The organism is Helicovermis profundi (genome assembly GCF_033097505.1).
Classification (GTDB): domain Bacteria; phylum Bacillota; class Clostridia; order Peptostreptococcales; family Acidaminobacteraceae; genus Helicovermis; species Helicovermis profundi.
The window spans coordinates 748556-763514 of sequence record NZ_AP028654.1 but is presented as its reverse complement, the minus strand read 5'-3'; the positions used below and the strand labels follow the sequence as shown (position 1 = coordinate 763514).

Here is a 14959-nt window from a genome sequence, read left to right as displayed (position 1 = left end):
TAGCTCAAAAGGAGTTATAATTTACAATAGAAAATTCAAAATTCATTTATTTACTTTGCATAACTTTTTATAACTTCAATCATAACGTCAATTGCCTTATCCATATCATGTACTGAAATCGCTTCAAATTTACCATGATAGTTAAAACCACCAGTAAAAACATTAGGGGTAGGAAGCCCCATAAATGAAAGTCTAGCTCCATCGGTTCCGCCTCTAATAGCTTTTACTTTTGGCTTAACTCCAACTTTTTTCATAGCTTCAATTACGCTTTCAACAATATGAATAATAGGAACGATTTTTTCTTTCATATTAAAATATGAATCCTTAAGTTTTAAAACAGCAGTGTTTTCGCCGTATTTGTAATTAATAAATCTGCATACTTCTTCGATTAATTCTTTTTTCTTAGTAAATTTATTCATATCGTGATCACGAATAATATAAAGCATTTTTGTTTCTTCAACTGTACCTACAAAGTCATTTAAGTGAAAAAAACCTTCATATTTTTCAGTAAAGGCTGGAATCTGGTCTACTGGTAACATTGAATTTAATTCCATACCAATTAAAACTGAATTTTTCATCTTATTTTTTGCTTCACCTGGATGAATATTTACACCATTAATAACTATTTCTGCACTAGCTGCATTAAAATTCTCATACTCTATTTCTCCTAATACCGCACCATCCATAGTGTAGGCAAAGTCAGCGTCAAACTTTTTAACATCAAATTTATCAGCACCTCTTCCTACTTCTTCATCAGGAGTAAATCCAATTTTAATATCTCCATGTTTTTCATTTGGATTATTCTTAAAATACTCAACTATTGTTAATATCTCAGCAATACCGGCCTTGTTATCCGCTCCAAGAAGTGTAGTTCCATCGGTTGTTATCATTGTATGACCTTTATAGTTTTCTAAATTAGGAAAATCTGAAACTTTCATTACAATATTTAAATCTTTATTTAATACTATATCTTTTCCATCGTAATTTTCAATAATTTTAGCTTTTACATTTTTACCTGAAAAATCAGGACTTGTATCCATATGTGCAATTAATCCAATAGTAGGTGCATTTTCAACATTACCCTTTAAGGTTCCCATAATATAGCAGTTTTCATCCAAAGAAACATCCTCAATACCTATTTCTTTTAATTCTTCTACTAATAAATTTGCCAAATCAAACTGTTTTTTCGTACTTGGACTAGTATCAGCATTAGGATCTGATTTTGTATCCACTTTTACATAATTCAAAAATCTTTCATACGCTCTTTTCATAATTACCTCCATTTTTTATTGAACTTTTCATTTAGTTGTTTGTAAACATTGCTGTCACAAGTTTTAATTTCATTTTTTTCAATTTTACATATGGGAAGTGCATTAATTGAAGTTCCACTCAGAAATGCTCCATCAAAAGAAACTACTTCATTTTTATGAATATCTTTTTCTATAACTTCAATATTTAGTTTATTTAAAGTTTCTATTATTTTCATTCTAGTAATACCCATTAATACTTTTTCACTTTTTGCTGTAATTACTTTATCATCTTTAATAAAAAATAAATTTGAACGTGATCCTTCACTAAGCATACCGAACTCATCAACTAAAAGAAGTTCATAACTTCCACTTAGTTTAAGCTTACTATTAACATTTTTTTTATATTCGCTCTTTAACACTTTTGCATTAGGATTATGCCTTTTCTCATCAATAAATGATACTTTTACACCATTTTGATAAAGGTCACTTTCAGGATATTTACTCTTCAGCGGATACATTAAAGTTTCTACTTTACCATTTGAAATAAATAGAATGATTTTAATATTATTATTAATAATATTGTTAACTTTAATTAATTTTTCAATGTATTCTTGAAGTAATTCAATTGAAATATTTACTTTCTCATTTTCAAGCTCTAAAGATTTTTTTAGTCTCTGCAAATGCTCTACTAAAAAAATAGGATTTGAATTCGCAATTCTAATAACTTCATATATTTTTTTTGATTTCAAATCAAATTTATCACTAACTAATGTACTTACTTCCAGTATTTTGCCATTTAATATAAAATAATTTAGTGCATAGTCTTTTAACATTTTTATCACCTTTAATTAAATATTTATTCACTTTTAATATAACATATTTAGCGAATACATGTAATAGAAGAGCATATATTATTTTTTTTACGCACAGAAAAAACTTTACAACTGAAATTGTACAAATTTTCAAACAATATCTTTACTTCAAATAATTATTCTGTTATTATTAGATAAATTTTAAGTCTAATTGAAAAAAATAGAGAACAATTAGATATTTCCTTAAAAACAGTAGAGAGGGAGGAAATAATATGAAAGTTTCTGATGCAATTTGCAAATTTTTTGAAACTAAAAATGTAGAATATGTTTTTGGCTACCCAGGTGGTGCACTTTTACCAATGTATGAATCTTTTAGACATTCAAACTTTAAACATATTTTAGTACGAAATGAACAAGGTGCAGTTCACAGTGCAAGTGGATATGCAAGAATTTCTGGAAAAGTAGGTGTATGTATTGCTACTTCAGGTCCTGGAGCTACAAATCTTATAACTGGTATTGCGACTGCTTACATGGATTCTATTCCAATTGTCGCTATTACAGGACAAGTTAACACTGAAGCAATTGGTAAAGATTCTTTTCAAGAAGCTGATATTACAGGAGCAACCGAACCTTTTACTAAACATAATTATTTAGTAAAAGACCCAAACGACATTTTAAGAGTGTTAAAGGAAGCTTTTTTTATTGCATCAAGTGGAAGACCTGGTCCTGTACTTATTGATATTCCAAGAAATGTTCAAGATGCTCATATCGATTTTGATCTTTCAAAAGAAATTAATATTTTAGGATATAAGCCTACAACTGATGGCCACTCTGGACAAATAAAAAAAATAATTCAACGAATAAAAAAAGCTAATAGGCCTCTAATTTATGTTGGTGGTGGCGTTTTTTCAGCCAAAGCTACAAAAGAATTACGTGAATTTGTAAAAATCACTAAAATTCCTCTTGTTAATACTATGATGGGACTTGGTGCTTTTCCAATGGATTCTCCATATTACGGAGGTATGGTTGGTTTTCATGGTAATGAACATTCAGAATTAATTCTAAAAGAAGCTGATTTAGTTCTTATTATTGGAGCTAGAATGAGTGATAGGGCTACAATGAATTTTAGCTCATTCAAAACTGATACTGATCTTATTCATATTGATATTGATCCTGCTGAAATCGGAAAAAATGTAGTTAACCAAATTCCAATTGTAGGAGATGCAAAAAATATACTTAATTCTTTAAATAAAAAAATAAGTACACTAAAAATTGAAGATTGGCTTAATAAAGTAAATGATATTAAAACATTTACAGAAAATTTTGTAACCACAAACACTAAAACTATAAATCCCAAAATTGCTCTTAGGTTACTTTCGAGCATTAGCCCAAATGATACAATAATTACAGCAGATGTTGGCCAAAATCAAATTTGGGCTGCAAAAAACTTTAAATATTATGGTGATAGAAGATATTTAACTTCTGGTGGTCTTGGTACAATGGGATATAGCTTGTCTGCATCCATTGGTGCAAAACTTGCTTCGCCAAATAGAGAAGTTATTTGTGTTACAGGAGATGGCGGCATTCAAATGCTTTTAGCTGAACTTGGTACTCTTGCAGAATCTAAAGCAAAAGTAATAATATTACTATTTAACAATAGCGCACTTGGTATGGTTAAAGAACTTCAAGAAAAAAAATACGGAAAAAATGCTCCTTTTGGAATAGATTATGATTTATCTCCTGATTTTGTTAAAATAGCTAAGGCATTTAGTCTTAGTGGTGAAAGAGTTTACTCTAATGCCAATTTAAATAAAGTCTATCAAAAAGCTTTATCTAGTGAAAAATCATTCTTAATTGAATGTATAGTTGATAAAGATTTTGGAACATTATAGGAGGTTTTTATGAAAAATTATGTACTTTCACTTTTGGTAGAAAACAATTCCGGAGTTTTAAGCAGAGTTTCTGGCTTATTTTCTAGAAGAGGTTACAATATTACATCTCTTTCTGTTGGAGAAACAGAAAATAAAAATATATCAAGAATGACAATTGTTGTTTTCGCAGATGAACCTACTCTTGAACAAATCAAGAAACAACTTAATAAACTAATAAATACAATTAAAATTACCGAATTTGATTATTCTAACTCAATACAAAGAGAATTAATTCTAGTAAAAGTTAAATCAAGTGCAAAAAATAGATATCAAATAATTGATGTTGCAGGTATTTTTGGTGCTAAAATAATTGATGTTATTAGCGACGAAATAACACTCGAACTTACTGAAAACGAAAATAAAATTAGAAGTTTTATTGAACTTTTAAAACCATTTGGAATTATTGAATTTGTACGTTCTGGTATTACCGGAATCGAGAAAAAAAGTATCTAAAAAAACACTGGAAATTATATGTAATTTCCAGTGTTTTTTTAACTTATTTTATAACCAAGCCCTCTAACAGTTTCTATAATTTCACTGCCTTTATTTTCTCCTAATTTTTTTCTTAAATGCCTAATATGAACATCAACTGTTCTTGTGTCACCATAGTAATCATATCCCCATAATTTATCAAGTAGATGATCCCTAGTTAAAACTTTTCCTTTATTTTCAAATAGTATTTTAAGAAGCTCAAATTCTTTAAAAGTTAAGTCGATTTTTTCACCGTTCATAAAAACAGTGTGCTTATCAATATCAAGTTCTATTCCATATCCACTATATACATTTTCTTTATTCTCAACTACTTTTCTATTAACTCTTCTAAGAAGTGCTTTAATTCTTGCAAGAAGTTCTCTTACACTAAATGGTTTCGTTATATAGTCATCTGCACCAATTTCAAGTCCAATAACTTTATCAATTTCTTCGCTTTTTGCTGTAATCATTATTATAGATATATCCATTGTTTTTTCATTTGATCTTACTTTTTTACATACATCTATACCACTGATTTTAGGAAGCATAAGATCAAGTAATACTAAGTCCGGAATATTTTTATTTATGACTTCAATTGCTTCTTCACCATCATATGCTACTAATACTTCATGACCTTCATTTTGTAAATTATAACTTAAAAGTTCAACAATATGTTTTTCATCATCAACAATTAATATTTTACTCATATTTACCTCTTTTCATTCAATAGTAATTTTATTATATCATAGAAATATATTATACAAAAAATACTCAGTCTAAAAGGTAAATACACCCCTTTAAACTGAGAACTCGATTACAATTTTGGTTTTTGTCTTTTTTTTGAAAAAATTTCAAATGAATAGGAAATTTCAATAAGTTTTTCTTCACTAAATGGTGTTCCTAATAATTCTAAGCCAATTGGAACTCCTAAAGGTGAAGTTTTTGTAGGTTTAGAAAAACCAGATGGCATACAGATTGAAGGAAATCCAGTAACAGACGCTAAAACACCATTTCTTTCATTTTGACTTTCTCCAATTTTACAAACCAATTGTTTTTGATGAGGATATACAATTGCGTCTAAATCATATTTAGAAAAAAGATTCATTGTATCAGTTTTTACTTTTTCTCTTAAAACTAATCGTTTATTATACTCATCTGAATCAGTACTTAATTTCATAGCATTTTGTAAATTTTCTTCAATACCACTATGATATTTTTTTGATTTTAGAATATCTGAAACACTATGTGGTAAATTTTTAGGAAGTTTTTCTAAATATGAATTCAAATGGTCTTTCAAATCATGAAGATGAACACTCACATTTTTTACTAAATATTCAGAATCAATAATATCATTAATTTGAATAATATCAGCACCATTTAATTTCATTATTTCTATACTTTCTCTAACAGCTACATTTGTTTCATAATGTATTTCTTCTTTTCCAAAAAAATTATTTAATACTCCTATTCTTTTTTCTTTAAGACCGTGAACTATTAAATGGTTTAAATAATTTTTATTTTTTTCATTATATGACCACGACGTAACTATATCATCTTTATCATATCCACTTATAACATCTAGAACTTTAACAGCATCTTCAACTGTTCTAGCAAGCGGCCCTGCAGTATCTTGAGTATATGAATAAGGAACAATTCCACCGCGGCTTACAAGACCAATCGTTGGCCTTATACCAACAAGTGAATTAGCAGAAGAAGGCGAACGAACAGAATTAATAGTATCTGTACCAATGCCAACCGTCCCAAAATTAAGTGCAATCGAAGCTCCAGTTCCGCCGCTAGAACCTCCAGGAGTTCTGGATGAATCATATGGATTTATTGTCTGACCTTTAATAGAACTTATTGTCTCTCCCCAAATAGCAAATTCATGAAGATTAACTTTTGCTAAAATAATTGCTCCTTCTTCTTTAAATTTCTTTACAATAAAAGAATCTTCGCTTGCAATATTTTCTTTTAAACTAAGTGATCCTGCTGTTGTTACAAGACCTTTAACATCAACATTATCTTTAAGAATTATAGGGATTCCTTGAAGTTTTTTTGTAATTCCATCGTTTTTAATATCGCTATCAATTTTCCTAGCTTCATCTTTACACTTAGGATTTATTAAAATAACTGAATTAACTTTTCCATCCAATTTTTCTATTCTTTTAAGATACATTTCAACTAATTCGGTGCTAGTTAAAGTTCCTTCAATAAATGCTCTATGAATTTCCTTAATTGTAGTTTCCTCTAAAATAAATTTATCCATTATACCCCCTGAGTATTTTTTTAACAATCATTCTTAATGCTTTTCATATATATAATTAGATAATTACTTTTAATTTCCTTTATGTATATATTACAACTTTTTATGCTTTATATATTAAAACTATATATAAAAAACTGATATTTATTTGTTTTCTACAATTTCAAAACAATAAATATCAGTTAATAGTTTTATCTGAATCCAAGAAATTCATTTATCTAAATTTATTTAATCTTATTCTGCTGTTTTCATCTTCATTTAAAATTCTTTTAGATACTATTAAAACCAAAATAAAAGCAATTATAATTCTTGGAATAAGAATCATCATACCTTTTGCTCCAATTGCTACAAAAAGAAGTGTATCTTCAAATACAGCATGACACATTATTAAAAATGTAACTAAAAGAATTTGATCTTTTTCAGTTAAATCTCCTTCGCTCGCACTTTGAATTAAAACTCCCGATCCATAAGATATACCAAAAATAAGTCCTACAAGTAAAGGAAATGATGCCTTAGAAGTCATACCAATTTTATTGGTAAAAGGTTCAAAATATCCACTAATTTTATCAATAACTCTATAATTCCTGCCAAATTCCATAATGATCATAAGAGGAATTACTATTTTCGCTATATTGATCACTGAAAAAAAACTTCCTAAAGAGGCTTCTTTAATTATCATTAAAATATCCATTTAGATACCGCCTCCTATTAGACCCATAATTAAACCACATAAAAGTGAAATAGATATTCTAGTTAGCACTACTTTCCATCCTTTTGCACCAACTTTTTTAATAATAGCTGTTTCTACAAGTAAAGAATGACTAATTGAAATCATAAGTCCAAGTGTTGTTATTTGATATATATTTAAAGTAAGTGCTGTTATTGCTCCAATTGCAGCGTAAATATTAATAAAATTTCCTAAAACAAGTACTATTGCAGCTTCACCAGGTAGACCAAAAATTTTCATCAGAGGTTCAAAAAATTTTGCTACAAAATCAAGTAAGGGAGTATATTTTAGAAATGTTACAACAAAATATACAGGTACAAGTACCTTAGCCAACATAATAGTAGTTTCTATACCTTTTTTTATTCCATTTTTTACAGACAAATAAAACATATATGCACCTCTTTAAATTACTTTAACACTAATAAATTTAACATAATCTAAAATAAAGTCAATTGATATTTTTTTAACTTCCAACTTGACAACGATAATCATTTTCATTATAATGACAAAGAAGAATTATGATAATGATTATCAATATTAAAAGGAGGATGCATATGAATATTTTTTTACCAGGATTAATTATGGGATTTAGAGAAGGACTAGAAGCATTCCTTGTAGTTGCAGTAATATTACAGCTACTCGGAAAAATTGAAAAGAAAGAATTAAAAATTAACGCAATTTATGGTGCTATTATTGGAATTATTGGATCTATTGTTTTTGGTGGCACTCTTTATTTTGTAACTAATTCAATAGACAAAACTTCAGAATTTTCTAAACTTTGGGAGAGTCTTTCAAGTTTTATTGCACTAGGATTTATAGTAGTATTTATTTATTGGATGATTAAAAATGGATCACAGTTTGCAAAGCACGCAGAAAATAAAATTTTATCTAATTTATCCTCTTTTGGAGTTTTTGCAGTTGTGTTTATGATGGTGATGAGAGAAGGACTCGAAATTTCATTATTTACATTTGCTGGCAAATATGATTTGTTTTCAATTATTTTAGGAGTTTCCATTTCACTTATTTTTACTGTCTTAATATTTTATTCTCTTATTAAGATTAATATTAAAACTTTATTTTCTATTACTTTACTATATTTAATTCTCCAAGCAGGATTTTTACTAGGATATAGTGTTCACGAAGGATTGTCTGCTTTAAAATCATTTGGCTTATTAAATAATGACAATATTCTATTTACAAAGTTATTTAATTTATCTAATACTGCTCTGAATCATAAAACAGGAATTATTGGCTTGCCTTTATATGTCCTTTTCGGATGGTATTCTAAGCCTGAAGTAATACAGTTTATTTTGCAGTATTCGTTTACAGCTTATATGTTATCATTATGGAAAAAAACTAATTCTCAAAACAAAGTATTACTAAAAAAAGCTAGTTAATTATTTAATAAATTACAAAATTACAAAATTACAATTATAATTTTACAGCTTATATATTAATATATAAGCTGTAAAAAGCAGCAAAGGTATTTAATCTTCGCTGCTTTTTTTATTAAGCTATACATATAAGGTACTTCTTTATCCCCAACCTTTTTAAGAAGTGGGGGTATTAGAACTCTAAGGCATCGGATAAATTAAATTCTATGTTTACTATTAGTATTATTTAAAATATTTTTCTTTTGAATATATTCTTCATCACTAATTTCACCATTAATATATTTCATTTTCAATATTTCTAGTGCATCAGTATTTACTAATGCTCTTTTGTTTCTATTTAACCAATATATAAATGCTACTAATGCTATTACAAAAAACATTCCCATAATGATCATCATCCATCCATTGTCAAAACAATTATAAGCTCCAAAATATCTTCCGCCATATCCCATCATATTACTTCCTCCTTATCTAATTATCAATTTTTTAGAACTTCTCTCAGCTGTCTAAATGTTGTCTTATTTATTTCGCCATCTATAAAATATTCAGTTAACCTTTCTTCTAATGTAAATTTTACTTCCTCATTACTTTTAACATTTTTATTTTTTGTATAAAAATAAATTGATACTCCTCCAATAAGTAAAATAGGTACAAGCATGCTTTCTCCTCCATTCAGCTTTATTTATTTAATAATTAAATAGTACTTAATAAATATGGCACAAATATGACTACTACTATTTTATTTCTTGAATTATAGTATAATATTGTATAGAATATACTTATATAATTGGTTATAACGTTTTTAAGATTTCTAAAAATCAAAATAATTAAGGAGGGCTTCATATTAAAATTAACGAAATAATAAAAGACTTAAGTTTACTTGAAAATATATACGATATTGCTAGAATAGTTGACCCTATTACAAAAGAAGTTTATGACACTATTTTTTTTAAAGGTTTTGATAAGAAAATCACTTTAATTGATGGTAATAAATTTTGTTATAATTTTTGGAATAGAAATATGGTTTGTGAAAATTGCATATCTACTAGATCAATTCAAACTGGTAAGTCATATATAAAAATAGAACATAACGGTAAATATGCTTTTATGGTTACAACTTCACCTATCAAATATAATAATAAAACTTTTATTTTAGAGCTACTTAGACATGTAAAAAACGAAGACGTTATTTCTACTGTAAATATATTAGATTATAAAGATATAACAAAAACACTAAAAAAAAGAAATATTGAACTTGTTACTGATTCTTTAACTGGAGTTTATAATAGAAAATTTATTGATGAAAGAATTCCCTATAAATTAGCTTTTTTTCAAAATTTCAAAGAAGATTTTTCTTTACTTCTTTGCGATATTGATAATTTTAAATATATTAATGATACTTATGGTCACCTTGCTGGTGATTTTGTTTTACAGGAATTTTCAAAACGTTTAGATAAAATAATAAGAAAAGATATTGATTGGGTAGCAAGATATGGTGGGGATGAATTTATTATTCTACTTGATAAAATTAACTTAAAGTCAACAATAATTGTGGCAAATAAACTTAAAGAAAGTATAAGTGACACTCCAATAATACTCGAAAATACTGAAATTCATATTACTGCTAGTTTTGGTTTTGTTAAACCAAATAAAGAAGATACTTATGGTTCAATTCTAAAAAGAGTAGATAAGCATCTATATGAATCAAAAACAACTGGCAAAAATAAAATTTCATATTGATAACATTAATAAAACAAAACGAAAATTTTATAAATACGTAAATTTTCGTTTTGCTTATTGCTAGCTTTCTTTTACACAAATAACAGCTGATAATTTGGGTAAATTTAGCACTCCATTTTTAATTTTAGAACTTTTTTCATAGTAAAGAGCCCCATCTATTTTCATTACATAACCATCATTCTCTAATTTAATAACCTTATCTTCAAATGATCCATTATAAACTATTAATATTTTTTCATAGTCTTCTTGGTAAAAACTACTTATTTCATATATTATAGTATGCTTTTCACTTTTTACTATTTTAATAACTTTCTTTAAATCTTCTTCCTCATTAATTGAAAAAACTTTCTGAGATTTTCTAAAGCTAATTAACTCCTTTATATAATCAAAAACATGTCTATTGTTTTTTTTATAATTCCAGTCAATTTTATTTATTAAATTACTATGGTTATAGGTATTATGATAGCCATATTTACTTCTTAAAAATTCTGTTCCAGCTTGAATAAAAGGAACTCCAAAAGATAAAATCACAAAGGTAAGCGAAAGTGCATTCATATTTTGTTTCTCTTCAAAGTTAGTTTTTGGATAGCATTTTGAAATCTTATCCATTAATATTAAATTATCGTGGCAAGACACATAATTTATAGTTTCTGATGCATTTTGAGTATATCCAAAAATATTTTCATCAAAATGTATACTTCCAAAACAACCTGCAAATATTTTATTCTTGTCAAAATTTAACGATCCTACAAATCCTGAACTTATTCCTCCATTTTTCCCTTTTATTTCATTTCTAAAGTCGTCATTGAATAAGGCAACTTTACTCCCCTTTTGCATTCCTTTTATAAACTGTTTTTCATGAGACAAGGAAGATAAACCTCCTGTCCAAGGTTCACCATAAAGTAATATGCCATCTCTAATATTATTCAATTCATTTTCTATTAGTTTAACTGTTTCAACGTCATAAAGAGCAAACAAATCAAATCTAAATCCATCTATTTTATAAGTGTTTAACCAAAATTTTAAAGAATCTATTATAAATTTTCTTACAAATTCATTTTCAGTATTTAATTCACATCCACAACCTGAACCATTTGTAAAATTACCTTCTTTATCGAATCTATGAAACAAATAAGGCATAAGTCTATGAAAATTTGAAGTTTTTGAAAAATAAGTGTGATTATAAACAACATCTAAAATAACTCTAATATTTGCCTTATGTAGAGCCATAATCATTTTCTTAAATTCAATTATTCGATTTTTTCCATCTTCAGGATTAGTAGAGTAAGATCCTTCTAAAGAATTAAATAAATAAGGATCATATCCCCAATTATAGTCACATTCTTTATAATCATTGACAGTTAAAAAATCATACACTGGAAGTAAATGTACATGAGTGATTCCTAGTTCAATCAAATGATCAATTCCAATTTTTTCGCCTTCACACTTAAGACCTTCTTCAGTAAAAGCTAAATACTTCCCATTATTTTTAAATTCTTTTGTACAATCCATAGAAAAATCTTTTATATGAAGTTCATATATTATAGATTCTGTTGGCTTAAGAGTCTTTGGAACTTCATGATCCATAAAACCAGATGGATTAACGTTTGAAGCGTCAATTATCATTCCTTTTGTACTATTAGCATTTGTAGAATGTACATATGGGTCAATAACTTCATATGTGTCATCAACTAAATAAGTATAATATTTGCCTTCAAGATTTTCATTAAATTTAATAGTCCAAATTCCATTTTCATTTCTAGTAAATTTTTTTACTTTTCTTCTAACATCATTATGATTATTATAAATGCAAATTTCAATACTTTTAGAGCTAGGAGAAAACACTCTAAAAATAGTAGTCCCTTTTACAAAACTCACTCCATAAGTTTCTTTTAGCATTTCTTTATTTATTTCTATTTTATTCATAATTCTCACTTTCTTTAAATTCTACTATTATTTTGGAACTCTTTGAGCTTCCCAAATACCACTTGCATACTCTAAAATAGTTTTATCACTTGAGAAAACTCCTGAATGTGCAATATTAATAATACACATTTTAAGCCAGCGTTCTCTATCAAGATAATAATTTTCTATTCTTTCATGTGCTTTTACATATGAATCAAAATCTTTTAAAACAAAATATTCATCATTATAAACAAGTGAGTCATAAATAATCTGAAATAATTCTTTATCTTCACTTAGAAATCCATTTTTCAATTGATCAAGTACTTCTTTAAGTCTTGGATCTTCATCTATTATTGCTTGAGTATTATATTCATGTTTTTCATAAAGTTCGTAAACTTCTTCTTCAGTTAATCCAAAAAGAACAATATTGTCCGTTCCAACTTCCTCATGAATTTCAACATTTGCTCCATCTAGTGTTGCAATTGTAACTGCTCCATTCATCATAAATTTCATATTTCCAGTTCCTGAAGCTTCTTTTGTTGTCGTAGAAATTTGTTCACTCACATCTGTCGCTGGTATAAGAATTTCTGCTAAAGATACGCTATAGTTTTCTAAAAACACTACTTTAATTTTATCTTTAATTCTTTTATCATTATTTATTTTATCTCCAACAGTATTAATAAGTTTAATTGTTTGCTTTGCAATGTAATAGCTTGGTGCAGCCTTTGCGGCAAATATAAAAGTTCTTGGCACAAAATCCAAATCCGGATTTTTTAATAATTTATTATATAAAAACATAACATGTAAAATATTTAAAGTTTGTCTTTTATATTCATGTAATCTTTTTGCATGTACATCAAAAATTGATTTTGTATTAACTTTAATTCCATTATGTTCTAATATATAGTCAGCTAATGCATCTTTATTTTTTTGTTTCACTATTTCAATTTCATCTTGAAACTTTTCATCATCAATATACTTTATTAATTCTCTAAGATTTAGTGCATCTTTAACCCAATAATCGCCAATATATTTTGTAATCACATTTGATAAATCAGGATTTGCATTTAGAAGCCATCTTCTATGTGTTATTCCATTAGTCTTATTATTAAATTTTGCAGGAAATATTGTATAAAAATCATGCAATTCCTTATTTTTAAGTATTTCTGTATGAAGCTTTGCAACACCATTCACACTATGGCTACCAACAATAGCTAAATACGCCATTCTTATTATACCATCACTTATAATTGCCATATCATTAACTTTATTTTGGTCTTTATTATAAATATCAAATAAATCTTTACAAAATCTTCTATTAATTTCTTCAATAATCATAAATATTCTAGGTAATAATTCTTTAAAAATACCAACATGCCAGCATTCTAAAGCTTCTGAAAGAATTGTATGATTTGTGTATGAACAGACCTTCAAAGTTATATCCCATGCTTCTTCCCATGATAAATCTTCAATATCAATAAAAATTCTCATAAGCTCAGCTATTGCCATTGCTGGATGCGTATCATTAATATGAATACTAACATAATCATATATTTTATTAATAGGAATGCCCATTTTTTTGAAGGATCTTATTATACCTTGAACTCCTGCTGATACAAAAAAGTATTCTTGTTTAAGTCTTAATATTTTTCCTTCGTCATATGAATCATTTGGATATAAAACTTGAGAAATTGATTCCACATCATATTTTTTCTTAAATGCATTCATATATTCTCCGCGCGAAAACTTTGAAAAATCAAATTCTTTATTAATAACCTGAGCACTCCAAAGTCTAAGAGTATTTACAACATCATTTTTATATCCTACTATTGGAGTATCATATGGTACAGCAAGAACTGGAGATGTATTTTCTAAATAATATTTTCCATTAGAATCTATCCTTACGTCACCATAAAAATGTACTTCAACAGCTTTATCTAGCTTTTTTATTTCCCAAACATTACGATCTTTCAGCCAAGCATCTGGAAATTCTACCTGATAACCATCAATTATTTTTTGTTCAAAAAGACCATAATTGTATCTTATTCCGCACCCGTGACCTGGAATCGAAAGGGCTGCCATAGAATCAAGAAATCCTGCGGCAAGTCTTCCAAGTCCGCCATTTCCAAGTCCTTGATCTTTTTCTACACTTATTATCTCTTCTAAATCAAATCCTAATTCTTTAAGTCCTTTTTCAACTATATTCTTAATGCCGATTCCAACTAAATTATTTAGTAAAAACCTTCCTGTTAAAAATTCAATGGAAAAATAATACACTTGTTTTGATTTTTTTTCATTATATCGATCATTTGTATTTACCCAGTCAGATGTCAAATATTCTCTAACTAGACTTGCAAGCGCATTATATTGATCCCAATTTGAAGTTTTTTCAATATCTTCTCCACTTTTATTTGTTAATTTTTTTACATAATCAATCTTAAATGTATCTTTAAGAATACCCATATT

14 protein-coding genes are annotated in these 14959 nt (G+C 27.2%); 4 read left to right on the top strand and 10 right to left on the bottom strand.

All coding sequences use genetic code 11. The features are described from left to right. Window positions 1-50: 50 nt before the first annotated feature. Window positions 51-1271: a peptidase T gene (pepT, locus tag AACH12_RS03265; protein WP_338536647.1), complete on the bottom strand. Its 1221-nt coding sequence runs from the start codon at window positions 1269-1271 to the stop codon at window positions 51-53. Between the two features lie 2 nt (window positions 1272-1273). Then, on the bottom strand, window positions 1274-2083 hold the full coding sequence (locus AACH12_RS03260) for an aminotransferase class IV (protein ID WP_338536646.1): 810 nt from the start codon (window positions 2081-2083) through the stop codon (window positions 1274-1276). Between the two features lie 251 nt (window positions 2084-2334). Between AACH12_RS03260 and ilvB the strand changes: the two genes are divergently transcribed. Together ilvB and ilvN are read left to right on the top strand one after the other, a co-directional pair. Continuing rightward, window positions 2335-3954, top strand: a complete 1620-nt coding sequence (gene ilvB / locus AACH12_RS03255) for a biosynthetic-type acetolactate synthase large subunit (RefSeq protein ID WP_338536645.1) — start codon at window positions 2335-2337, stop codon at window positions 3952-3954. A gap of 9 nt (window positions 3955-3963) precedes the next feature. Then, window positions 3964-4446 (top strand): acetolactate synthase small subunit, encoded by a 483-nt coding sequence (gene ilvN / locus AACH12_RS03250; RefSeq protein ID WP_338536644.1) that lies wholly within the window; start codon window positions 3964-3966, stop codon window positions 4444-4446. A gap of 38 nt (window positions 4447-4484) precedes the next feature. Here the strand turns inward: ilvN and AACH12_RS03245 are convergent, their stop codons facing one another. From AACH12_RS03245 to AACH12_RS03230, 4 genes are all read right to left on the bottom strand, one after another. Next, window positions 4485-5171: a response regulator gene (locus tag AACH12_RS03245; RefSeq protein ID WP_338536643.1), complete on the bottom strand. Its 687-nt coding sequence runs from the start codon at window positions 5169-5171 to the stop codon at window positions 4485-4487. Window positions 5172-5278: 107 nt separating this feature from the next. Further along, window positions 5279-6730, bottom strand: a complete 1452-nt coding sequence (locus AACH12_RS03240) for an amidase family protein (RefSeq protein ID WP_338536642.1) — start codon at window positions 6728-6730, stop codon at window positions 5279-5281. A 211-nt stretch (window positions 6731-6941) separates the two neighbouring features. Further along, window positions 6942-7418, bottom strand: coding sequence for a nucleoside recognition domain-containing protein (locus AACH12_RS03235; protein ID WP_338536641.1), 477 nt, complete (start codon window positions 7416-7418; stop codon window positions 6942-6944). After that, window positions 7419-7844 (bottom strand): nucleoside recognition domain-containing protein, encoded by a 426-nt coding sequence (locus AACH12_RS03230; protein ID WP_338536640.1) that lies wholly within the window; start codon window positions 7842-7844, stop codon window positions 7419-7421. Window positions 7845-8008: 164 nt separating this feature from the next. Here AACH12_RS03230 and AACH12_RS03225 point away from each other — a divergent pair, with 164 nt between their 5' ends. Beyond that, window positions 8009-8851, top strand: coding sequence for an FTR1 family protein (locus AACH12_RS03225; RefSeq protein ID WP_338536639.1), 843 nt, complete (start codon window positions 8009-8011; stop codon window positions 8849-8851). Between the two features lie 194 nt (window positions 8852-9045). Here AACH12_RS03225 and AACH12_RS03220 read toward each other — a convergent pair whose 3' ends face one another. Both AACH12_RS03220 and AACH12_RS03215 read right to left on the bottom strand, forming a co-directional pair. Then, on the bottom strand, window positions 9046-9303 hold the full coding sequence (locus AACH12_RS03220; RefSeq protein ID WP_338536638.1) for an SHOCT domain-containing protein: 258 nt from the start codon (window positions 9301-9303) through the stop codon (window positions 9046-9048). Window positions 9304-9326: 23 nt separating this feature from the next. Continuing rightward, window positions 9327-9506 (bottom strand): hypothetical protein, encoded by a 180-nt coding sequence (locus tag AACH12_RS03215; protein ID WP_338536637.1) that lies wholly within the window; start codon window positions 9504-9506, stop codon window positions 9327-9329. Between the two features lie 362 nt (window positions 9507-9868). Between AACH12_RS03215 and AACH12_RS03210 the strand changes: the two genes are divergently transcribed. Next, window positions 9869-10588: a GGDEF domain-containing protein gene (locus AACH12_RS03210; RefSeq protein WP_338536636.1), complete on the top strand. Its 720-nt coding sequence runs from the start codon at window positions 9869-9871 to the stop codon at window positions 10586-10588. 60 nt (window positions 10589-10648) lie between these two features. Here the strand turns inward: AACH12_RS03210 and pulA are convergent, their stop codons facing one another. Both pulA and AACH12_RS03200 read right to left on the bottom strand, forming a co-directional pair. Then, the gene (pulA, locus tag AACH12_RS03205) at window positions 10649-12514 is read right to left on the bottom strand and encodes a type I pullulanase (protein WP_338536635.1); all 1866 of its coding nucleotides are present in this window, start codon (window positions 12512-12514) and stop codon (window positions 10649-10651) included. Window positions 12515-12541: 27 nt separating this feature from the next. Beyond that, complete coding sequence (locus AACH12_RS03200) at window positions 12542-14956, bottom strand: glycogen/starch/alpha-glucan phosphorylase (protein ID WP_338536634.1); 2415 nt, start codon at window positions 14954-14956, stop codon at window positions 12542-12544. Window positions 14957-14959: the final 3 nt, after the last annotated feature.

Bases quoted from the DNA above. Each gene is read 5' to 3' on its own strand.
- pepT (WP_338536647.1), bottom strand. From the start codon at position 1,271: ATGAAAAGAGCGTATGAAAGATTTTTGAATTATGTAAAAGTGGATACA.
- AACH12_RS03260 (WP_338536646.1), bottom strand. From the start codon at position 2,083: ATGTTAAAAGACTATGCACTAAATTATTTTATATTAAATGGCAAAATA.
- ilvB (WP_338536645.1), top strand. From the start codon at position 2,335: ATGAAAGTTTCTGATGCAATTTGCAAATTTTTTGAAACTAAAAATGTA.
- ilvN (WP_338536644.1), top strand. From the start codon at position 3,964: ATGAAAAATTATGTACTTTCACTTTTGGTAGAAAACAATTCCGGAGTT.
- AACH12_RS03245 (WP_338536643.1), bottom strand. From the start codon at position 5,171: ATGAGTAAAATATTAATTGTTGATGATGAAAAACATATTGTTGAACTT.
- AACH12_RS03240 (WP_338536642.1), bottom strand. From the start codon at position 6,730: ATGGATAAATTTATTTTAGAGGAAACTACAATTAAGGAAATTCATAGA.
- AACH12_RS03235 (WP_338536641.1), bottom strand. From the start codon at position 7,418: ATGGATATTTTAATGATAATTAAAGAAGCCTCTTTAGGAAGTTTTTTT.
- AACH12_RS03230 (WP_338536640.1), bottom strand. From the start codon at position 7,844: ATGTTTTATTTGTCTGTAAAAAATGGAATAAAAAAAGGTATAGAAACT.
- AACH12_RS03225 (WP_338536639.1), top strand. From the start codon at position 8,009: ATGAATATTTTTTTACCAGGATTAATTATGGGATTTAGAGAAGGACTA.
- AACH12_RS03220 (WP_338536638.1), bottom strand. From the start codon at position 9,303: ATGATGGGATATGGCGGAAGATATTTTGGAGCTTATAATTGTTTTGAC.
- AACH12_RS03215 (WP_338536637.1), bottom strand. From the start codon at position 9,506: ATGCTTGTACCTATTTTACTTATTGGAGGAGTATCAATTTATTTTTAT.
- AACH12_RS03210 (WP_338536636.1), top strand. From the start codon at position 9,869: ATGGTTTGTGAAAATTGCATATCTACTAGATCAATTCAAACTGGTAAG.
- pulA (WP_338536635.1), bottom strand. From the start codon at position 12,514: ATGAATAAAATAGAAATAAATAAAGAAATGCTAAAAGAAACTTATGGA.
- AACH12_RS03200 (WP_338536634.1), bottom strand. From the start codon at position 14,956: ATGGGTATTCTTAAAGATACATTTAAGATTGATTATGTAAAAAAATTA.